This window comes from Candidatus Nitrospira bockiana (assembly GCF_965152565.1).
In genome coordinates, this window is record NZ_OZ224215.1 from 1,008,351 (window position 1) to 1,031,252 (window position 22,902).

Below are 22,902 nucleotides of genomic sequence, written 5' to 3' on the forward strand. Positions count from 1 at the left end.
ATGGACCGTGACTGGACCACCGGCCGACAGTCCGTGGCGGCTCGGCGGACTCACCTGGAAAGCGCTTGCCGTACGGGTGTGGCGGGAGAGCCAGGATGACGAGATCCTGGGCCGTGCGGCGCAACTGGCGTTCTATTTTCTGCTGACGCTCTTCCCGGCCCTGCTGTTTCTCACGGCCCTCCTCGGATTGTTTCCCGCCGAGCGCGTCGTCCCGGAGTTGATGTCCTATCTCCATACCGTCCTTCCCGAAGAGGCGCTGTCGCTCGTGGAGAGGTATCTCGAGCAAGTGGTCGCAGGGAGCGGAAAGGACATCCTCTCGTTGGGGCTGTTGGGTGCGTTGTGGGCGTCGTCGAGCGGGATGACGGCGATCATGGAAGGCTTGAATGCGGTCTACGATGCTCCGGAGACGCGGCCGTTCTGGAAAGTGCGCGTGATCGCGATCGTGATGACGATCGGCCTGGCCGGGCTGATCATCGTGTCGATCACCCTCGTCTTGTACGGTGAGCACATCGGCGAGTGGATCGCCGAGTTGGTGGGGCTCGGGTGGCTCTTCAAGCTGACGTGGGTCGTGCTCCAATGGCCGGTCGTCATCGTGCTCATGCTGTTCGCCATGGCGGTCGTCTATTATGTGTCGCCGAACGTCGAGCAGCGGTGGCGATGGGTCACTCCCGGCTCGCTCTCCGCCGTGCTGCTCTGGCTGCTCGTCTCGCTCGGTTTCAAGCTCTATGTGGAGAACTTTGGAAACTACAACAAAGCCTACGGATCGATTGCGGGCGTCATCGTGCTGATGCTGTGGCTCTACTTGAGCGGGATCGTCCTGTTGCTGGGCGGGGAGATCAATGCGGAGATCGAACACGCGGCGGCTGAAGCCAGGCGGTCCGATTCCACCGAGGTGCGCAAGAAAGCAAGGGCTTAGCCCGGGCCATGGGGCGCGAAACTGCGTAATCCCGATCTGGACAACACGTATCGGGGTTCGCTGATAGGTTAAATCTCCGAGGCGGGCTAAAAGAACACACCACGGTGCATCCCGCACCGTCCTGCTCAAGGAGAAGAGGTATGGTGACGCCAACAGCCGATCGGACTCGCACGACATCTGAAGACCTGTCCACCCTTCAAGGCCTCCCGTCGCTCGATGAGTGGGTGATCGGTGTGTTGCGACAACAGGGCACTCAGACCTTGGACCAACTGGGGAAGTTGCTCCCTGAAGCCAATTGGGCCCAGCTCTTCCTCGCGATCGATCGTCTCAGTCGCTCGGGCTCCATCACGCTGTGGTCACCCGGATTCGGTGATTATCTGATCAGTGTGAACGACGGTCAGAATTAGCCTCTGACGTTCACGCTTCCGCGGGGCGCGTCCCCGCGGAGGCGATCTTCCGTGCCCCACCATTTTTTCTCCGTGCCTGTGTTCCGAACCAAGGCTTGTGCTAGGATCAGGACCTTTGCGTAGCGTCCGGTCTGCTCGAGAATGGTTCGGGTCATCTCGCTCCTGTTGCTGCTGTCGTCTGTTGTCCTGAGCGCGTCGCCACGGCCCGTCCGGGCGGAGACGCCGGCTCCCGGCATCCATTGGGGAGCGATGGGCTACCCCGATCAGACTCCGCTTCTCGACGCCGGCTACACCCTGAACCGCTTCACCGAGTTCAACGCCGCCCGCCATCGGTACAACGAGATTCGCGAAACAGCCGGCTTCAACTTCGCCACGCTGAGCTGGACGCATTTCCCGTCCCGATTCGATGGATGGAGCACCAATCTCACGGTGGGGGCCGGACCCACCCGCGATCAGCCGAGTCGCGCCATCCAAAACGAGGGCGTGCATCGCTGGCTGGGGTTCGAGAGAGTCCCGGTGGGGACCCTTCGGGACGCGACGGACTTCATGCTCGATGGGTCCGTCACCCGGTGGGCCGCGGTGCTCGGTCGTCCACGAACGGCGTTCGCGGGCGCGGGGCTTTCCGCCGGGTCGCTGTACCAGGAAGTGTTTGCGCGGATCGGTGTCCGCCGGCTCGCGCTCGCCGATCTCGTGGGCGTGGATCCGGCCGAGACGAGCCCGCTCGCGATCGTCCTTCGGTCGGTGCGTTTCTCTGCGCTCGGTCGCTACAGTCGGCTCTGGTCGGGGGCGGCGTATCGCGAGGTGGCGCCGGAATCGTTTCTCGTCCAGGCCTCGATGAGCATCGGGGACTATCGCGGCGACCCGTCGCGGCCGTTGTGGGAAATCGAGTTCACCTACACCGTGGACTCGGGTCTGTTCGTTGCGTCCAACGGGAGCACGATCGAGGAGCAGTTCGCGTCCGTCGCCCTCCGTGTCGGATTCTTCACATTCGAAACCTGGAACGACAGCATCAACGGGCAAGACAAAGGTCCCACCTACGGTGGGAAGGTCATGATCGATCTGTTCCGCCTGTTCGGCCGCTGAGATAGCCCACCCGGCTCCGTCACGCCCTCCGTGCCGGTCGCGGTGTATCGACGACGCTACAGGACCAGGCGAGCCGGTTCCTGCCTTTTTCCGAACCCACTCCAGTTCTAATCAGTGTTACCGGTCTGCTACAGGCTGGCCCCACAGTGCGGCCCCCGCCAGGCGAAACTGAACGGCTCAGTGGGTTCGGCGCGCAGGCGAATATCTTTTTGAGCGGGCGAAGGCGCTGTTGCCGCAGGTGATTTGCCCCGGTCGTTCCGTGGCGCATAGGTCCCTATGCCATTCGGTACCGTCCAAGGTCCGTCTTGCGCCGGAACCCGCTACGAGGAGGTGGAAATAAGCTGATACATCGACGGCTTACGTACCGAGCGGTGGGACGTCGTCGAAACCGGTGATTGGCCTCTCTCTTGCGTGCGTTTGTGCCGTTTGCCCGTCGCCCAGCGTGAACGCACGGAAGGAGTCGTCATGAAGGTGAACGCGAGAACATTTGATCCCGCCCGATTTTCCTTTACCGATGATCCGGTGCTCGTGATCGAGGATTTTTGGAGCGCGGAGGAGCGCAGGCGATTTCAAGGCGCCATGGCGGCGGCCCGATGGAAGTCGCTCGACGACCTGCCGGTGGTCCGAGCGTCCTTCCCCAATTGCGGCAATTGGATCAAGGCGGACATCGGGGCCGCCGAGGCGGCATGGTTCTGCCGGCGGATCAGCTTGGCCTGCGTCGGTACGTACATCGAAACGTTTCCGAACATCTCACGCCGGCACATGAGCTTCAGCTATTACTCCTATGCAGCCGGCGATTGTCTCTTGACGCACGACGATACCATTCAGCCGCACGAGTACGGGATGAAGAAGCCGCCGCTCCGGCGGTTGGCGCTCGTCAGTTATGTCCACGATCGATGGGAACCGGATTGGGGCGGGGAATTGATCATCTATTCGGCGAAGCGCGGCGCCAACGGCCGCGGACGGCCCGAATTGTCGGTCTCGCATTGCATCGCCCCGCAGCCCGGCTCGTTGGTGCTGTTCACCGTCCCGCGATACCATCGGGTCTGCCGCGTCGATCCCATCAGCGGGGCGGCCCGCCGCCTCTCGATCGCCGGATGGCTCATGACGGAGCACGCGGATTTCCCTCAGGAGGACCACGAAGCTCCTCGCGCGGTCGCGTCCCACGGTGTCGTGTCGGCGGCGATGACCGTGACGGATCCTGCCTGATTCACCCCGAGCAGAGCATCCCGATGCCTCCCCGTGCCCGCACGAGCGGCCTCGGGCCGAAGAAAGACGAGCTACGGTTCCACCGTGACGTCCACGTAGGCGGGCAAGCTTTCGGCGCCCTTGCGATCACTGACCCGTAATCGAAAACGGTACAGGCGTTTCTCGGACACGAAGGGGGCGACGAAGGAGGCCTTCGGCATATTGGGGTCGAGAAGGGCGACCTTATTGCCTCGTACCTGGCTCCAGGAATAGAACAGCGCCTCCCCTTCGGGGTCGCGGCTCTTCAACCCGTTCAACTCGACACGCGCCCCGGCCTTCACCGTTCGGTTCGGACCGGCATCGGCGATGGGCGGCTCGTTCGGCTCGTCGTTGACCTCGACGATGATCTCGAGGTCCGCCGATTTGTCGCGATTGGTCGCGGTCACCGTCGTCTTCCCGTTGCCGACGATCTGGAGCAGACCCTGGGGATGGATCGTGATGACGTTCGGATCGGATGAGCGATAGGCCGTGCCCGTGGCGGGTGAGCGGATCGTCCGGACGATCCCGTCCGAAAACACGCCGACCACGGGCAACTCGAAGATCTTGCCCAGGACATCGACATGGCCGTAGTCCGCGCTTTGCCCGCTGCGCCCCAGCCGGAGGGGCTTTTCCGTTTCGAACTCGATCGCGGTGAGCTCGGCCTTCGGCTCGACGTGGACGATGATCTCGTCGAACACCGATCGGCCGCCCAAGCGCCCCCGGGAGATCTCGCCGACCGCAAGCAATCGCATCGGCCCGATCGCCTCCGGCGGCACCTGGACCTGTCCCCCGTAGGGCGGGTCGCTGTCCGCCGCGGCGGTGAGGGACGCCTTGGCGACGATGGACCCGACCGAGGTCGCCTCTTCTTTCTCGACCAGCGTCTCGTCCAGGTCTCCGTACCAATAGTAGCGGACCTCGACGACGCCGGTATCGCGGCCGAGGTCCACCTTGACGGGAATCCGCTCCCCGGACGTCAGCTGCGCTCCCTCCTTCGGCGTGACCAGGTTGAAGGCGGCTGCCGGGACGGCGGGGAGCACCAGGGTCCACGCGAGCACACCGACGATTGACGCAGCGGGTCGCCAGGGTCTGACCATGTCATCGCTCCAAATGGAAGGGGACATCGGTGAGGATCACGCGCTCCTTGAAGAGCAGCGCGGCCTTGAGCATCAACGCCCGTTGGTTGTGCAGGATGTTTTGCCACCAGCGGGCGGGCAGGATTTCGGGGATCACGACCGTCACCCAGCCTTCGGGATCCTTTTGCAGCAATTCTTCGATGTAGTCGAGCAGGGCGCCGAGGACCGAGCGATAGGGAGACGGGAGGACGACGAGGTGGACCCCGCACCCCCACTGCGCCCATTTGATCTCCGTCAGCGCCGTGTCCTCCTTGTCCACGTCCACCAACACCGCCCGGATGTCGGAGGCATGGCTGCGCGCGTAATCGAGGGCGCGCAGCACCGCCCGGTTCACCCCGCTGATCGGGATGATCACGGTGTTGCGCCGCGGCCGCGGAGGACGATGGTCCCGGGTCAGCCCGATCTGCTGTTCGACCGCGACGTAGTGGGCATGGACGGCCCGAAACCAGGCAATGAGCAAGGGCAGCAGACCGATGACGATCCAGGCGCCGTGGATGAACTTCGTGCCGGCAATGACCAGGGTGGCGATGCCCGTCACGAACGCTCCGATTCCGTTGATGAGGAGCTTCTTGCCCGAATGCGCGTCGCCCTTGGTCTTCCAGTATCGCACCATCCCGGCTTGCGCGAGCGTGAACGACATGAAGACCCCGACGGCGTACAGGGGAATGAGGGCGTGGGTTTCGCCGTGGAACAGCACGATCAAGAGCCCCGCCAGCACCCCCAGGATGACGATGCCGTTGGAAAAGACGAGCCGATCCCCGCGGTTCTTCATCTGGGCCGGCATGTATCCATCGTGGGCCAGAATCGAGGCGAGGTGTGGAAACCCCGCGAAGCTGCTGTTGGCCGCCAAGATCAACAGCAGCATGGTCGAGCCTTGCACCAGGTAGTACAGCAGCCCGCCGCCGAACGTGAGCCGGGCGATCTGCGACACAACCGTTTCGTCGTCCCGCGGGACGATGCCGTATTGGTAGGCGAGAAAGCTGATGCCCATGAACAGGGTTCCGAGGATCAGCGACATGCCCACCATGGTGAGCGCGGCGTTCTTTGACTCGGGGCGCCGGAAGGCTGCGACGCCGTTGGAAATGACTTCCATACCGGTGACGGCGGTGCAGCCCGAGGCGAAGGCGCGGAGGAGCAAGAAGAAGGTCACCGCTTCCATGGTCTGGGTGGAGCTGGGCACGGCTGCCGCGGCGGTGGGCGCCGTGCCCAGCAGCATGTGTATCAAGCCCACGATGATCATGAGCCCGAGCGCCCCGATGGCCAGATAGGTCGGGAATGCGAAGATCCGGCCGGATTCCCGCGCGCCGCGGAGGTTGATGATGACCAGGAGGATCACGGCGGTCAGGCCCAGGGACTCGCGATAGGGGAACAGGACGGGCATCGCGGACGTGATCGCTGCGACGCCGGCCGCCACGCTGACGGCGACCGTCAAGACATAGTCGATCATCAGAGCCGCCGCCGCCAGGAGCGCCGGCCACTCGCCGAGGTTCGATCGAGAGACGGTATAGGCGCCGCCTCCCTGCGGGTACTCGTAAATGATCTGCCGGTAGGAGATCGTCAGGATGGCGACCAAGAAGACGATCGCCAGGCTGACCGGGATGGACCAGCCGAGCGCGACTGGTCCGGCCAGCACCAGGACGATGAGAATTTCCTCTGTCGCGTAGGCAATGGAGGAGAGCGCGTTGGAGGAAAAGACGGCGAGCGCGAGGCGCTTGGACAAGCGCTCGTGAGCGGCCTGTGCGGTCTTCAGGGCCGGCCCAACCAACCAGCGCTTCAGGACCATGGCGGCATTATCGCACAGGAGCGGCGGTGACTGTAAAGATTCGATGAAGGGGCGAAATTGGCGCTCCAGGGTGGCGGCATGGGTTCGCTCGCCGGTGTCCGGCTGAGGCGCCTGCGTCGAGGGTCGTGCTTGACTCCAGTCCGAGGGTCCGGCATGCTGACAGCGACTCTCTTACGCGGAGGGGAGGATGCACGGCATCGCGCAATGGTGGTCGGCCCGCCGCTTGTCTGAGAAGGTCTGGTCGATCCTGCTGATCGTCCTCCTGCCCGTCATCGCGGCTCTTGGCGTTCGACTCAGCGCCGCCAATCACCTCCTCGCCCTGCAGGACCGGCATCATCACATCCTCCTGGCCCGCGAGCAGACCCATGTCCTCCGTCGACTGGCCGTGGATGCCGAGGACGCGTTCCGCGGGTACCTGCTCACCCAGGACGAAACCTTTCTTGCGCCGCTCGACCAAGCGGAGGCGCGGATTCCCGAGATCACGGCCCGGATCATTCGCTATTCGGACGCCGTCCCCGGGATCGACAAGGAGCTCCGGGATGCCAGTGAGCGGCTCAAGGGGTTGGTGGAGTCGAAGCGGCTCCTGCTCGCCCAGGTGAAGCAGGGACGCCTGTCCGAAGTGCTCGCGTACGTGAAGTCCGGCCAGGGGCTTCAGTTGTCCGACGCCGTCCTCGCGGAGTTTCGCGAGATCGAGGATCGATTCGACGCCGAGTTGGAGCGGTTCGACCTCGACGAAGCGCACTCGGCCAAGACGACGTTTTGGGGATTACTGGCGCTGGTGATCGGCAGTGCACTGCTGGGGGGCCTCGGCGTCCGGTTGTTCTCGCGCTCGATCACGGCGCCCTTGGTCGGGCTCAGGGGCGCGTTGATTCGATTCGGGGTCACGGGAGGCAAGGAGGCGGAGTTGCTGGCGGCCAGGATCACTTCGAAAGACGAAATCGGCGATCTCTGGCAGGCCTTCCAGGACATGGCCCGCCGGATCCTCCGTCAGATTCAGGAGCTCCAAGCCATCGTCTCGATCGGACATGAAATCAATCGTATCGGTCCGGACGGCCTCGACGGCGTGCTGCGCCGGATCACCGACTCGGCGGCCCAGCTTCTGCGCGTGGACCTGTGCCTCGTCCTCTCGCGACACGAGAAGATGGGGTGCTGGGTCGTCGAGGCGGCGTCCAAGGACTGGCATGACCAGCTCTCCAAATCGGTGCTTCTGTGGGAAGAGCTCCCGGTTTCCGTGCGCGCGTTCGAAACCCGGGAGCCGACCATCGGTGAGTCTCTCCGTGAGGATGCGCGGCCCGAGGTGCAGCGGCGCAATCGGTTCGGCGAGAGCATGCTGTCCGTTCCCCTGTTGTCCCAAGGCGAATCCTTCGGGGTTCTCGTCCTGATGATGGAGCGGGCGGTGCCGCGGGAGGCTTGGAACGTGGAGCTGAGCAAAGCTTTCGCCGATCAAGCCGCCAGCGCGATCTCCAACGCCCGGCTGTTGGAGCGGGCCCAACAGGAGGGCAAAGGTCTGCGGCTTCGGCTGCGGCAATTGGAGCACTTGGCCGAAACGCTTGCGCACGATCTGAAGGGCCCCGGAGAACGGATGGAGGGTTTGGCCGGGATGCTGATGACCGAGTACGGCGGGCGACTCGATGAACGAGGGGCGCGGTGGTTGGCCCTGATCGAAGAAAACGGGAAGGACTTGACCGGGCGCGTCCAAGCCATCCTCGACCTTGCACGGGTCGGGTCCGGCGACGACCCGGTGGAAGCCGTTGACCCGGCCGGTGTCATCGCCGACGTGCTCAAGCAGCATACCGGGGCTCTGGCCTCGAATCGGGCCCGCGTGGACGTGGCCCCGGCCTTGCCGATCGTGGCCTGTCATCGATCATACGTGCGGCAGATCTTCGACAACTTGATTTCCAACGCCATCAAGTTCACCGCGCAGCAGGAGAGGCCGATGCTCCGCATCGGGGCGGAACGGGTCCGGGATCGCGTCTGCTTCTTCGTCTCGGACAACGGCCCCGGGGTGCCCGAGGCCCAGCGGGAACGGGTGTTCCTGCCGTTCACGCGGCTGAACCCGAGCGGTCCGAAGGGGAGCGGCATCGGATTGGCGATCGTGCGCCGCATCGTCGAGCTGTATGACGGGCGGGTGTGGATCGAGCCCGGGGACGGCGGCGGGTGCGTCGTCAAGTTCACGCTGCCCGCACTCGGTGCGCTGTGCAGCGACGATCCGACCGCCGAGCCGATGGGCGAAGCTAACGGCCGCGCCCGTTCACCGTCGTCGCGGGAACCCGGATCCGCGTCGGTCACCTCCAATGCCGCCGTCGCCGCCGACGAACGACCGCGATCCATGCACGATGCCAGGAGACCTGCGTGATGGCAGAGCCGGCCCTCGACACCCACTATCGTTCGGTCGCGATGACGCCCTTCACCATTCTCCTGGTCGAAGACAACGCCTCCGATACGGAGATCCTGCTGCATGCGATCGAACAGGCGGATCTGCGGGCGATCGAAGGAGAGGTGCGGCTCGAAATCCGCGCGACGGCCGAAGGCGCGCTGGCGTGCATCAACGAGCAGCCGGTGGATCTCGTCATCACCGACATGGTGTTGCCCGGGATGAGCGGGTTGGACCTGGTGAGCCATATCCAGGAGATCGATCGGAACCTGCCGGTTCTGGTGGTCACCCGGATGAGCGGCGTCCACACGGCCGTCGATGCCATGCGCCGGGGCGCGTACGATTACATTCTCAAACCTGTCAACCCGGTCGATCTTGGGATGCGGCTGCACCGCGCCATCCGGCTCTCGGAGATCGTCCGTCGGCACGCGGCCTTCGAGCGCATCGTCCAGCAGGATATGCCGGCCGGGACGCTCGTCGGTGCGAGCTCGGCGTTTCAGGACATTCTGCGGCGGATCCGAGAGGCGGCTCAGGGGCGTGCCACCGTGCTGATCATGGGTGAAACGGGAACGGGCAAGGGATTGATCGCCCGAGCCATCCATGAGCAGAGCCGGGAGCATGACAAGCCGTTTCAAGTGATCGACTGCACCACGGTGCCCGAAGGAATGGTGGAGAGCGAGCTGTTCGGGCATGTACGCGGGGCGTTCACCGGCGCGGTGTCCGACAAGCCGGGCCTGTTCGAGCTGGCCAACGGCGGTACGGCGTTTCTGGATGAGATCGGGGAGCTGCCGCTGGCCATGCAGGCGAAGCTGCTGCGCGTCCTCGAAGAAAACGAGGTCCGGCCGGTCGGCGGGACGCGGGTCAAGCGGGTGGAGATGCGCTTCATCGCCGCGACCAATCAGGACCTCGAAGAGAAAGTCCGCCGAGGGGAATTCAGGAAAGACCTCTTCTATCGGCTGGCCGCCCTGGTGGTCCGTGTGCCGCCGTTACGAAGCCGCCGCGACGACATCCCGGTGATCGCCCGTCACCTCCTCGGCCGCTTTACCCGCGAGATGGGCAAACCGAACCGGTACCTCGAGGCGTCCGCCATGACCGAGCTCAGTTCGTATGGGTGGCCCGGCAACGTGCGGGAGCTCCGGAACGTGATCGAGCGGGCCGTCATGTTGTCGTCGAGGGACGCGATCGGGTTGGATGAGATTCGAGAACTGCTGCCGTCGAGCCGGAAATCGGGGGCTGCCGACCAGGCGTACGCGTCGGAGCCTTACATGAAGGCGAAGCGCAAGGCGGTGGCGGATTTTACGGCGGCCTATCTCAAGGCCAAGCTCGCGATGCACGGCGGCCACATCTCGAAGGCCGCCGAAGAGGCCGGGATTCCGCGCCAGCACTTCTCTCTGTTGATGAAGCGGTACCTCGGGCCGGATTTCGAAAAGAGCTAGGCGTATCTCCGCCGTTACAGGCGCGCCTGGCTCGGGCGACTCTCCGCGACGCGCGTTCCCCAAGCTGTTACCTTCTCCGGACACTGAGCAGCCTTCCATCCTGATTCGGGCGGAGTTCCGTCCTGACAATCGTCCATTCTGTCGGTCTTCCCTCCTCGCATAATTTTGTATGCCCGTCCTAACCTGTTTGAAAATGCCCGGTTTTCTTTCCGCGAATTCTGCTCGCATATTTCGGTGTGCTTCGGTCTAGTTTTCCCGGCCGGCTCGCACCGTTTTCGCTTCGGCCTTGTTCCTCTTTTTCCTGAATTATCAAGTTGTTTCACATCGCGAGGATTTTGGTCACCACCCCTGCCCGTGGTCCTGGTTTTGCTCAAGCTCCTTCCGCCCGACCGGTAGCGTCGGATCCGTTGGTCGGCGGAAGGGGGTGGTCGAACGTTGAAGGATCGATGTGAGTCGGCAGTCAGAGCTTAACCGCAAGGAGGTTTTCGCAATGTTTCTTTCACGTCGTCAATTTCTAAAAGTCACGGCCGGGACTGTCGCGGCGGCCGCCATTGCCGACAAGGCGCTGGCGCTGACGGCCTTGCAGCCGGTCATCGAGGTGGGCAATCCCCTCGGGGACTATCCGGACCGCTCCTGGGAGCGGGTCTATCACGATCAATATCGGTACGACTCCTCGTTCACCTGGTGCTGCTCGCCGAACGACACGCACGGCTGCCGGATTCGTGCCTTCGTGCGCAACGGCGTCGTCATGCGGGTGGAGCAGAACTACGATCACCAGACGTACGAGGACCTGTACGGCAACCGCGGGACGTTCGCGCACAACCCGCGGATGTGCTTGAAGGGGTACACGTTCCATCGCCGGGTGTACGGGCCGTATCGGTTGAAGGGCCCGTTGATGCGCCGGGGGTGGAAGGAGTGGATGGACGCGGGCTCACCGGAGCTGACTCCGGAGACGAAGCGCAAATACAAATTCGACAGCCGGTATCTGGATGACATGCTCCGGGTGTCGTGGGACACCGCCTTCACCTATGTGGCGAAAGCCGTCATTCTGATCGCCACGCGGTACAGCGGCGAGGCGGGCGCGCGGCGGTTGCGCGAGCAGGGGTATCCGCCGGAGATGATCGAGATGATGAAGGGCGCGGGGACGCGCTGCTTCAAGCATCGCGCGGGCATGCCGGTGCTCGGCATCGTCGGCAAGATGTTCAATACCCGGTTCAACGGCGGTGTGTTGCCGCTGGTCGACACGTTCATTCGAAAGGTCGGCCCCGATCAAGCGCAGGGCGGCCGGTACTGGACGAATTACACGTGGCACGGCGACCAGGACCCCGCACAGCCGTGGTGGAACGGCACCCAGAACTGCGACATCGACCTCTCCGACATGCGCTTCAGCAAGCTGAACACGAGCTGGGGCAAGAACTTCGTCGAGAACAAGATGCCGGAGGCCCACTGGAAGCTCGAATCGATCGAGCGAGGGGCGCGGTGCGTGGTCATCACGCCCGAATACAACCCGACCGCGACGCGGGCCGACTACTGGATCCCGCTCCGGCCGCAATCCGACGCCACGATCTTCTTGGCCGCCTCGAAGATCATCCTCGACGAAAATCTGCAGGACATCGATTTCATCAAGAGCCAGACCGATATGCCGCTCTTGGTGCGGACCGACACGCTGCAGTACCTCGATCCGCGGGATGTCGTGAAGGACTATCAGTTCCCCGACTTCTCGAACAGCTACTCGGGACGAATTCAGTCTCTCAAGCCCGAGCAGATCCAGCGGCTGGGCGGCATGATGGTCTGGGACCTCGCGAAGGGGCAGGCGGTTCCGCTCCATCGGGAGCAGGTGGGCTGGCACTACTTCAACAGCGGCATCGACGCGGCGTTGACCGGCACGTATCGGGTCAAGCTGCTGAACGGCCGGGAAGTCGACGTGATGCCGATCTACCAGATGTATCTCGTGCACCTGCAAGATTATGACCTGGACACCGCGCATCAGATCACCCGGTCGCCCAAGGATCTGTTGGTGCGGTGGGCACGTGATAGTGGGACGATCAAGCCGGCGGCGATCCACAACGGCGAAGGCGTCTGCCACTACTTCCACATGACCGAGAACGGTCGCGCTGCCGCCTTCGTACTGATCCTGACCGGGAACATCGGGAAGTTCGGGACGGGCTGCCACACCTGGGCCGGCAACTACAAGGCGGGCGCGTGGACGGCCACGCCGTGGTCGGGCGCGGGCCTGGCGGTGCACACCGGCGAGGATCCGTTCAACCTGACCCTGGATCCCAACGCCCACGGCAAGGAGATCAAGACCAAGTCGTACTACTACGGCGAGGACGTGGGCTTCTGGAACCACGGCGACACGGCGTTGATCGTGAACACGCCCAAGTACGGGCGCAAGGTGTTCACGGGCAAGACGCACATGCCGACCCCGAGCAAGTTCCGCTGGGTGACCAACGTGAACGTGCTCAACAACGCCAAGCACCACTACGACATGGTGAAGAACGTCGATCCCAATATCGAGTGCATCATCACGCAGGATATTGAGATGACGTCCGACGTGAACCATGCGGACGTGGCGTTTGCGTGCAACAGCTGGATGGAGTTCACCTATCCGGAGATGACGATCACGGTCTCCAATCCGTGGGTGCAGATCTGGAAGGGGGGCATCCGGCCGCTGTACGACACGCGCAACGACGGCGACACGTTCGCCGGCGTCGCGGCCAAGCTGACCGAGATGACGGGTGATGCTCGGATGAAGGGGGTCTTCCACTTCGTCTATGCCAACCGTGTCGACGTCTACGTGCAGCGGATGCTGGACGCCAGCAGCACGTTCTACGGCTACAACGCGGACACGATGCTGAAGTCGGAGAAGGGCTGGATGGTCATGACGCGGACCTATCCGCGGCATCCGCTGTGGGAGGAGGTCAACGAGAGCAAGCCGCAGTGGACGCGATGTGGCCGGCTGGAGACCTATCGGATCGAGCCGGAGGCCATCGAGTACGGCGAGAACTTCATCGTGCACCGCGAAGGGCCGGAAGCCACGCCGTACCTGCCGAACGCGATCTTCTCGACGAACCCGTACATCCGGCCGGACGACTACGGGATTCCGATCACGGCGCAGCACCACGACGACAAGCACGTGCGGAACCTGAAGCTGCCGTGGCAGGAGATCAAGCGGCAGAGCAACCCGTTGTGGGAGAAGGGGTATCAGTTCTACTGCGTGACCCCGAAGACCCGGCACCGGGTGCACAGCCAGTGGTCGGTGAACGACTGGGTGCAGATCTATGAGAGCAACTTCGGCGATCCGTACCGGATGGACAAGCGGACGCCGGGGGTGGGCGAGCACCAGTTGCACATCAACCCGCAGGCGGCGAAGGACCGGGGCATCAACGACGGCGACTACGTGTTCGTGGACGGCAACCCGGTGGACCGGCCGTACCGCGGCTGGAAGCCCTCGGATCCGTACTACAAGGTGGCACGGTTGATGATCCGGGCGAAGTACAACCCGGCGTATCCGTACCACGTGACGATGGCGAAGCACGCGCCGTACGTCTCCACGGCGAAGTCGGTGAAGGGGCACGAGACGCGGCCGGACGGGCGCGCGATCGCGGTCGATACCGGGTATCAGAGCAACTTCCGGTACGGAGCGCAGCAGTCGTTCACGCGCTCCTGGCTGATGCCGATGCACATGACTGACAGCTTGCCGGGCAAGCACGCGGTGGCGTGGAAGTTCAAGTGGGGCTTCCAGATCGACCACCACGGGGTCAACACGGTGCCGAAGGAGTGTCTGATCCGCATCACGAAGGCGGAGGACGGCGGCATCGGCGCCCGCGGCCCCTGGGAGCCGGTCCGGACCGGGTTCACCCCGGGCCAGGAGAACGAGTTCATGCTCAAGTGGCTCAAGGGGGAGCACATTAAGATCAAGGTGTAGCACTCAGTGCTGAGTGCTGGGTGCTGAGTCCTGAGTCCAGACACTCGGGACTCGGCACACCGGCACGGAGACTCAGCACTCAGGACTCGGAACTCAGCACTGAAGCGACTGAAAGGAGCGAACCATGCCGGAAGTCTATAACTGGCAACTGGGGCGGAAGATGCTCTATCCCTACGAGGAGCGGCATCCGAAGTGGCAGTTTGCCTTCGTGTTCAACATCAATCGGTGTCTGGCGTGCCAGACCTGCTCGATGGCGGACAAGTCGACGTGGCTGTTCAGCAAAGGGCAAGAGTACATGTGGTGGAACAACGTGGAGACCAAGCCGTACGGCGGGTACCCGCAGTTCTACGACGTGAAGATCACGCAGTTGATCGAGCAGGTGAACCCCGGGGGGCAGGTGTGGAACGTGCGCGTCGGGCGCAAGCACCATGCGCCGTACGGGGTGTTCGAAGGGATGACGATCTTCGACGCGGGGGCCAAGATCGGCCAGGCGGCGATCGGCTACATCCCGACGGACCAGGAGTGGCGGTTCGTGAACATCTACGAGGACACGGCGACGTCGATGCGCGCGATCGTCGAAGGCATCGACAAGACCGGGTTCAGCCGGGATGAGCCGTGGCGGCTGCAGGGCAGCAGCCTGCCGGAGCACGAGACGTTCTTCTTCTACCTGCAGCGGATCTGCAACCACTGCACGTACCCGGGGTGTCTGGCGGCCTGTCCGCGCAAGGCCATCTACAAGCGGCCGGAGGACGGGATCGTACTGATCGACCAGAACCGGTGCCGGGGGTACAAGAAGTGCGTGGAGCAGTGCCCGTACAAGAAGCCGATGTACCGGGGCACGACGCGGGTGAGCGAGAAGTGCATCGCGTGCTATCCGCGGATCGAGGGGAAGGACCCGCTGACGGGCGGCGAGCCGATGGAGACGCGCTGTATGGCGGCGTGCGTGGGGAAGATCCGCATGCAGAGCCTGGTGCGCATCGGCGAGGACGGCCTGTGGGCGGAGGATCGCTGGCACCCGCTCTACTTCACGATCCGGGTGGAGCAGGTGGCGCTGCCCCTGTACCCGCAGTGGGGGACGGAGCCCAACGGCTACTACATCCCGCCGCGGTGGAGCCCGCGGGGCTACGCCCGGCAGATGTTCGGGCCGGGGGTGGACAACGCGATCGAGAAGTACCTGGTGCCGAGCCGGGAGCTGTTGGCGGTGCTGCAGCTGTGGCGCGCGAGCCAGCAGATCGTCTTCCGGTACGACGTCATTCCGGGCCCGAAGGTGTTCGAGACCCAGATCCACGGGAAGCGCTTTGAGATGTACAACGACACCGTGCTGGGATTCAACAAGTCGGGCAAGGAGGTGGCGCGCATCCAGGTGGAAGAGCCGATCTACATCAGACCGGCGGAACGGGTCAATTGGCTCTGATCGGTTGCCATGGTTGGGAGGGGCAGGGCCCCTCCCAACGTCACCGGAGGCGTTCTCTTGGCGCGCACATCATCAGCGCGCCAGGCGAGCCGGGTTGGATGACTACGTGTGTGAAGTGGCTGTCACCAGCCGCCCAGAAGCCGGGCAGGAGGTCTACGACCTCCTGCCCGTGCGTCCCCGTATGAATGAGGCGCTTGCCATGACACGACGGCCGTGCGCGGTCTGCCGCTCCACCTTTCTGCCCCCTGTCGGCCCTTGAGACGCCTGCCGCTCCGCGTCAGCGCGTGGCAGCTCGTCATCAGCCTGCTGATCGCCGCCTTGGGGCTCGCGGCCGCCCGCACCCTGAGCCAAGTCGATGCCGATCTGCAAATCATCTATCAGGAATACACGCTCGCCGCGGTCGACCTCGCCCATATCTCCGCCGATGTGATCCGGTACCGCAATACGATCATCCGCGCGCTCGAGAGCCCGACCAAGGCGGAGTTCGAGCAGCTCACGGCCTCGTTGGCCGAGCAACGCTCCCGGATTCAGCACGCGGTGGACCGCTATGCGGCGGCGAGCCTGCGCGTCGCCCGCAGCGGCCGGAGCGAGCCCCAGGATCTGCACGCCGTGCGGGCGAGCTTGGATGCGTACTTTGCGTCGGCGAGCCGGACCCTGACGCTCTTGATCGAGCTCTGGAACGCCCCGACCGCGGCCGCCGCGGCCCAGTTGCGGCACGAAGCCGAAGTGCACGCGGCCGACAACGCCGGCCCCAAGCTCATTCAGGTCTCCCTGGCCCTGGACCGGCTGCTCCAGACGGTCACGGACGTGGCCAAGGACCTTCGCGACGAAGGCACACGCAGCTTGCACGAAACGACCCTGATCCTGAGCCTCGGAGCCATCGTTATCGCCATTCTCAATCTTCTCCCGCGACGCGTGGGATCATTTGAGACGACCGAGCGTCTCGACTCGCTCGATGGCCGGTTGGCCCAAGCCGCCCACGAGTCGAGCGCGTCGCGTCTGGAGGACCAGTCCTCCGACCTCGTCAAGACGGGGCCTGGATCCTCCGGCTTCCTGCCTCCTGCCCGCTAGTGCCTTGCGTCCCGCTCTCCGCATCGCCTTGTCTCCGTTGATTCCGACCGTCCTACATCGGAGAGAGACGCGCTGAGCAACAATCATTCCGGGGTTGACACCGCGAAACGAGTTGAGTATCGTTGTGCCTCCTCTGGTTCCACTTCAGAGTGTGTCCGCAGACCAGTGGGAGGAAGTCCGTCACCTGCCAGGGTAAACAGCGCCGGTAGTTCATCAGTTCCTATTCCATACATAGTCAAGGAGGCCGGTCCATGTATCACCTTCATTCCTTTTCTCGTTGTCTCGGTCGAGTCCTCGGCCTGGCGGCGATGGGAGCGCTTTGTTGGCTTCCGCTGTCCGCGTCCGCGGAGTCGCCAGGCGCTCATCCTCAGCACGTCGGGATGGCACACACGACTCCCGCGTGGGCGGAGCAGCTCAAAGGCCAGACGGTGGTGGAGGATACCCTCGAAGGGCGTCCTGATCGTGCGGCCATGGTGGAGCAGCAACACGAGCGGATCATGCATCAGATCCTGAACGATCCGCAGCTCCAGCAGGTGAGCACCGGCATGTACAACTCCATGTCGATGCTGCACCAGTACGGAGCCGGTGGGCAGGACATGCTGCTCATGTCCGATCCCCGGACCGAACCGGTGTCACAGGGGGGGCGTTGCCCCGCCAATGCCCCGGTGAAGGCTTATGACATCTCGGCGATCAACGTCGAGATCTCCCTGAACCAGTGGCTCGATTTCTACCCCGGCTACATGTACGTCCTGACGGAGAACGTCGAGAAGGTCCGGGAGGAAGAGGCCAAGAACAAGGCCGCCCGGGAGAAGGAGGGGCATGATCCGGGGGCGGTTACGAACGGCCTACAGAACCAATGGATCCAGCCACTCGTCATCCGCGCCAATCAAGGCGACTGCGTCAAGATCAAGCTTCAGAACAAGCTCGAGGGCGGAGAAGAGGTGAGTCTTCACATCCACGGTTCGAGCATGGTCGTGGCGCCGACCGGGAAGCCGGCGACGACGACGAATCCCGAATCGATCGTCGAAATGGGCAAGAGCCAGGACTTCGAATGGTACATCCACCCAAGCACGCAAGAAGGCGGCCGTCAGTTCCATAGCTACAGCAACGACCGCGAATTGACCGTCATGGGGCTCTTCGGCACCTTCGTCGTCGAGCCCAAGGGATCCGAGTATCTCGATCCTCTCGGGACGGGCGACGCCACCCCGATGAAGAGTGGGTGGCAAGCGATCATCAAGAACGGCACCGGGCCGGACTTCAGGGAGTTCGTCCTGATCTACCATGAGGTCGGCGACGAAGCGTTCCGACCGGTCAACAAAAAGGGCGAGTTCCTCCCGCAGCGCGATCCGCTGACCGACGCGTATCGTCCGGGCGGCCGGGCGCTCAACTACCGGAGCGAGCCGTTCGGCATCAATAACATGCACGTGCAGCACGAGTACTTTGGGTTCGAGGACGAGTCGATGGGCTACAGCTCCTACACCTTCGGCGACGCCCCGACCACGATCCCGCGTTCGTACATCGGTGACCCCGCCAAGTTCCGCCTCGTCCACGGCGGCTCCGAAGTGTTCCATTCGCACCATCCCCATGGCGGCTCGATTCGGTGGCCGCGCAGCCCGCGGTCGATCGACGAGATGCCGATGTGGCACGCGGCCAAGAACGGGCCGGTGAAGTACCCGGTCATTCGCGCCAAGACCGACCGGGTGGACGTCGAGGTGATCGGTCCATCCGAGGCGTTGGACCTGGAGACGGAGTGCGGCTCAGGCCTGTGCCAGCAATTGGCCGGTGACTTCCTCTTCCACTGCCACGTCGCGCACCACTACGTGGCGGGGATGTGGGGATACTGGCGCGTGTACAACACGTTGCAGGTGGGAGACAACCACAACGACGTCATGCCGGACCTCCGGGAGTTGCCGGATCGCAAGGGTCGGATGAAGGTCGGGGTGACCTCCGACAAGTTGATCGGGACGACGGTCGATTGGTTCGGCAAGCAGTTCAAGATCGTCGACAAGGGGAAGAGCAACTGGAAGAGCAATCCGGCCGTGGTCAACATCAAGGACTGGGTGGAAATGCAGTTGCCGACCCAGGGCAAGCCCGGCCACAAGGACGACGAGAAGGGCCAGATCGTCTCGTACGATGCGACCGTGCTCGACTGGGTCTGGGACGGCAATCGTGCGATGACCGAGAAAGAAAGCACGATCGACAATCCCAAGTACAAGTCCGCGACACCCGGGAAGCGGCAGCCGATCACCTTCGAGCCGACGACCGGCAAAGTGGCCTTTCCGCACCTGCGCCCGCATTTCGGGAAGCGGGTGATGTTCTCACCGGGCCATGTGGGCGCACCCTGGCTCGAACCGATCCACGTCGATGAGAACGGTGAACGGACGGCCGAGCAGGCCATGCCCGGCGAAAACGGCCGTTGGAGCCTGTGCCCGGAAAATGCCGGCCGCAAGTACTACAACATCCATTTCATCAAGCTTCCCATCACGATGGCGAAGAAGCAGGGCAAGGAACCGCCGGTGGTCGATCCCACCGGGTTGATCTTCGTCCTGCACGAGGAGGAAGCGGCGATTCGCGCGAACGACGACCTGAAGTATCCGCTGGTCTACCGTGCGAACATCTACGATTGCGTAGACTGGATGCTGACGAGCGAGTGGGAGGACGACGACTACACGAACTTCCAGTCCTCGAAGATCAACATCCATCCGCACTTCTTGCAGTTCGACAACCAGGCGTCCGACGGCGTCATCACCGGCTTCTCCTATGAGCAGTCGGTTCGTCCGTTCACGATGCTGGAGAAGAAGAACAAGAAAGGGCTGCCCGCGCCGATGAACACGGTCGTGACCGCGGACGTGAAGAAGGGGGCCCGGACGATCCAGGTGAAGAACGCGGCGCAGTATCACGTGAACACCGAAATCCTCATCGGTGCGGATAACGTGAAGGGGAACGAAATCCAGCGCATCAAGGAGATCAAGGGCAACACGATCACCTTGCAGAAGCCGCTGCGGTTCGATCACCCGAAGAACGACATCGTGACGGTCGAGTTCGTGCGCCAGCGTCTCTGGGCGGACTCGGACGTCGGCACCGTGTTCTGGCATGACCATGCGTTCGGAGCCACCACCTGGCCGCACGGCGGCTTCGGCACGCTGATCGTGGAGCCGGTGGGGTCCACGTATCACGATCCCAAGACCGGGAAGGAAATCCGGAGCGGGCCCATCGCCGACATCCGGACGGCCGAACCGGTCGGCTACGGCGTGAACGGCAGCTTCCGCGAGTTGATGGTGCAGGTCCACGACACCGTGCCGCACACCGTCAACATCGTGACCGCGGGCAATCCCCCGGGCCAACCCATCGAGGTCGCACTCGAAGCCGGAAAGACTGTGTCGTTCATGATGCCCGAGAAGCTGTACATGTCCCCGATGCCGTTCTTGAACGGCGGGACGCATACCACCGGCAGCGGATTGAACTTCCGGGCCGAGCCGATCGCTCAGCGGTTGGCGAGCAACCCGGATGCCTCGCAGATCTTCAACAGCGCCGTCCATGGCGACCCGGATACGCCGCTGCTGCGCGCGTACCTCGGCGACACCATGGTCTTCCGGCTCTTGCACACCCTCATGAACGAGACGATGACCTGGACGCTGTCCGGCCATACGTTCCTCTCGGAGCGGTATGCGGGAGACGCGAACCGGAAGAATTCGATCCACATCGGGATCGCCGAGCGGTATGACTTGGTCGTGCCGCAGGCCGGCGGACCGCGGCTGCAACCCGGCGACTACATTCACTTCAACGGCCGATCGTCCAAGTTCTCGGAAGGCGGCTGGGGAATCGTCCGGGTGTACGACAAGGAGCAGCCGGATCTTCAAAAGCTTCCGGCCGGCTATTCGGCGCGCAACGAGATTCCGGCGCCGAAGCCGGTATGTCCTGAAGAGGCGCCGGTGAAGAACTTCAACGTCGTGGCCCTCGATTATCCGAGCATGACCTTCAATCCGAAGGCGCCGGAGGCCATCGAAGTCGACTTCGAACGGAAGATCCAGATCAGCAACCCGGATGCGAAGATCTACGCCCTCGAGGAGGACGTGACGAAGGTGGCGGAAGGCGTACAGCCGATGCCGCTCACGTTGCGTGCGAACGTCGGGGACTGCATCAAGGTAAAGCTGACGAACAAGATGAAGAACAGCCGAGCCTCCTTCTCGGCGATTTCCCTCGCCTTCGATCCCAAGGACTCGTTGGGGGCGAACGTCGGTCACAACCCGGGCGAACAGACCGTGGCGTCCGGGGAGAGCCGCACGTACACCTACTATGCGGATCCGTTCATCGGGGAAATTTCTTCCCTGGTGTGGGATTGGGGCAACGTGATGGTGAATCCGCGCAACGGCCTCTTCGGGGCCGTGATCATCGGACCGAAGGGTTCGAAGTATCGTGACCCGAAGACCGGCGCGGACGTGTCGCTGAAGAACAGCTGGCAGGCCGACGTCATCATCGATCGGTCCATTCCTGGTAATGAGATGCGGGCGAACTATCGTGACGTCGCGCTCTTCTTCCAGGACGAGGACAACATCATCGGCACCAGCTTCATGCCATACGTGCAGAACGTGGCGGGTCTCACCGGGGTCAACTACCGGTCGGAGCCGTACAAGTACCGGGAAGAGACGGGCTGCTCGCTCGGCAAGATGTTCCAGCCGTGCACCGCGGACAAGCCCGAGGATCCGGTGACGCCGATCATCGAGGCGCACGCCGGTGATCCGGTCCGCATTCACGTGTTCGGTGCGAACAACGAGCAGAACCAGATGTTCAGCGTCGAAAAGCATGAATGGCCGATCGAGCCGTTCGTCCGCGGCGCCGATGCGATCAGCGTCGTGGAGTTTTCGGGGTCCGAGGCCATCGATGCGTTCCTGCCGTCCGCAGGCGGGCCGTACCGCTTGCCCGGCGATTACGTCTGGAGCAATCAGCGCCTGCCATATTCGCAATCCGGTCAGTGGGGATACTTACGCGTGCTGCCGGCCGGCGATCAGCGCCTGCTGCCGTTGAGCGGCGCGGTGGCCGGAGCGAAGAAGGCCGATGCGGGAGAGCCGGAGCGGCGCGCCATCCCGGTGGCCTCGCAGTAAGACCTGCCGTTCGAGGTCTTAAAATTGTGGGGAGCCTTCGGGCTCCCCCTTTTTTTTCTCGCCAGGCTCTGAGTAAGATGGGAACCGAGCGGAATGCGGTGTGATGGGAGGAGCCGATGCAGATCATCTTGACAGTGGTGTGGACCGTCCTGCTGGCGATCGGATCGCCGGCATGGGCTTATGAAGCAGTTGCCGTGACCGACGGGGGGACGATCACCGGCAAGGTGACGTTGAGCGGAGGGAAGCCGACGCCCAAGGCGTTCAACCTCGTGACGTTTCCCGATCCGGTGTACTGTGGGCGGATTTCGACCGGAACGGGTTGGCGGTTGCTCGAGGAGTTCAACGTCTCGCCGGACGGTGGACTCAAGGACGTGGTCGTGTGGCTGGCCGAAGTGCCCGAGGGAAAACCGTTCAATTTTACCCCGCCGACGATCGAAGCCAGAGACTGCCGCTTCCTTCCATTTGTCACGACGGTCCGGAACCAGAGCGAAGTGGTCGTCGTCAACATGGACCCCGTGATGCACGATATTCAGGCGTACGAGACCTCTCATCTGGGGCCTCGCGTCCTGTTCAATACTCCGCTTCCGATGAATCCCCACCATCGCCGGGAAGTCGGCGCCAACACGCACGAGCATTTGCCCGGTGAACCGATGACGGAGCGTGTCAACTTGACCAAAGGCCGGCGGATCTTCGTCATGCAGTGCGGATTCCATGCCTACATGCTGAGCTGGGGCATCGCGGTCGAGAATCCGTATTACGCGATCACCGACGCAAACGGATCCTTCATGATCCCGGACGTGCCGCCCGGGCAGTACACGCTGGTGGCCTGGCATCCGGAGACCGGCCCGATGCTCGAACAACCCGTCACCGTCCCGGCGAAGGGGACCGTGACGGCGAGCTTCGAGTTCAAAGCCCCGACCGGCCGGCGGAGCGCCCATGAGATGGTCGAGAACCCGCATTTCGGCATCGAGGCACTCGGCCGACCCGTTGAAATCATTCCGACACTGAAACGCCAAATCCCGTAGTGG

At 63.5% G+C, this 22,902-nt stretch carries 13 protein-coding genes; 11 read left to right on the plus strand and 2 right to left on the minus strand.

Going from position 1 to position 22,902, the window contains the following annotated elements; all coding sequences use genetic code 11:
* Positions 1–7 precede the first annotated feature (7 nt).
* The 4 genes from ACWHYV_RS05085 (at position 8) to ACWHYV_RS05100 (ending at position 3,615) form a co-directional block, all read left to right on the plus strand.
* Positions 8–916 (plus strand): YihY/virulence factor BrkB family protein, encoded by a 909-nt coding sequence (locus ACWHYV_RS05085; protein ID WP_447979575.1) that lies wholly within the window; start codon positions 8–10, stop codon positions 914–916.
* Positions 917–1,056: 140 nt separating this feature from the next.
* Positions 1,057–1,323 carry a hypothetical protein gene (locus ACWHYV_RS05090; RefSeq protein ID WP_447979576.1) on the plus strand — a complete coding sequence of 89 codons (267 nt, stop codon included), beginning with the start codon at positions 1,057–1,059 and terminating at the stop codon, positions 1,321–1,323.
* A gap of 141 nt (positions 1,324–1,464) precedes the next feature.
* On the plus strand, positions 1,465–2,406 hold the full coding sequence (locus ACWHYV_RS05095; protein WP_447979577.1) for a hypothetical protein: 942 nt from the start codon (positions 1,465–1,467) through the stop codon (positions 2,404–2,406).
* Between the two features lie 465 nt (positions 2,407–2,871).
* The gene (locus tag ACWHYV_RS05100) at positions 2,872–3,615 is read left to right on the plus strand and encodes a 2OG-Fe(II) oxygenase (RefSeq protein WP_447979578.1); all 744 of its coding nucleotides are present in this window, start codon (positions 2,872–2,874) and stop codon (positions 3,613–3,615) included.
* Between the two features lie 71 nt (positions 3,616–3,686).
* Here ACWHYV_RS05100 and ACWHYV_RS05105 read toward each other — a convergent pair whose 3' ends face one another.
* Complete coding sequence (locus ACWHYV_RS05105; protein ID WP_447979579.1) at positions 3,687–4,727, minus strand: PKD domain-containing protein; 1,041 nt, start codon at positions 4,725–4,727, stop codon at positions 3,687–3,689.
* Position 4,728: 1 nt separating this feature from the next.
* Positions 4,729–6,549, minus strand: coding sequence for an APC family permease (locus tag ACWHYV_RS05110; protein WP_447979580.1), 1,821 nt, complete (start codon positions 6,547–6,549; stop codon positions 4,729–4,731).
* A gap of 187 nt (positions 6,550–6,736) precedes the next feature.
* On the opposite strand from ACWHYV_RS05110, the gene ACWHYV_RS05115 reads away from it, so the two are divergent.
* The 7 genes from ACWHYV_RS05115 to ACWHYV_RS05145 all read left to right on the plus strand — a co-directional run bounded on the left by ACWHYV_RS05115 (position 6,737) and on the right by ACWHYV_RS05145 (position 22,899).
* A complete protein-coding gene (locus tag ACWHYV_RS05115; protein ID WP_447979581.1) occupies positions 6,737–8,905 on the plus strand; it encodes an ATP-binding protein in 2,169 nt (722 codons plus the stop codon).
* Positions 8,905–10,359 (plus strand): sigma-54-dependent transcriptional regulator, encoded by a 1,455-nt coding sequence (locus tag ACWHYV_RS05120; protein WP_447980687.1) that lies wholly within the window; start codon positions 8,905–8,907, stop codon positions 10,357–10,359. The genes ACWHYV_RS05115 and ACWHYV_RS05120 overlap by 1 nt, the downstream gene beginning before the upstream one ends.
* Before the next feature lie 490 nt (positions 10,360–10,849).
* Complete coding sequence (locus tag ACWHYV_RS05125; protein WP_447979582.1) at positions 10,850–14,287, plus strand: molybdopterin-dependent oxidoreductase; 3,438 nt, start codon at positions 10,850–10,852, stop codon at positions 14,285–14,287.
* A 124-nt stretch (positions 14,288–14,411) separates the two neighbouring features.
* The gene (locus ACWHYV_RS05130) at positions 14,412–15,701 is read left to right on the plus strand and encodes a 4Fe-4S dicluster domain-containing protein (RefSeq protein WP_447977119.1); all 1,290 of its coding nucleotides are present in this window, start codon (positions 14,412–14,414) and stop codon (positions 15,699–15,701) included.
* A 255-nt stretch (positions 15,702–15,956) separates the two neighbouring features.
* Positions 15,957–16,772: an MCP four helix bundle domain-containing protein gene (locus ACWHYV_RS05135; protein WP_447979583.1), complete on the plus strand. Its 816-nt coding sequence runs from the start codon at positions 15,957–15,959 to the stop codon at positions 16,770–16,772.
* 380 nt (positions 16,773–17,152) lie between these two features.
* A complete protein-coding gene (locus ACWHYV_RS05140; RefSeq protein WP_447979584.1) occupies positions 17,153–21,874 on the plus strand; it encodes a multicopper oxidase domain-containing protein in 4,722 nt (1,573 codons plus the stop codon).
* Positions 21,875–21,990: 116 nt separating this feature from the next.
* Positions 21,991–22,899 (plus strand): carboxypeptidase regulatory-like domain-containing protein, encoded by a 909-nt coding sequence (locus ACWHYV_RS05145; protein WP_447979585.1) that lies wholly within the window; start codon positions 21,991–21,993, stop codon positions 22,897–22,899.
* The last annotated feature ends 3 nt before the right edge of the window (positions 22,900–22,902 follow it).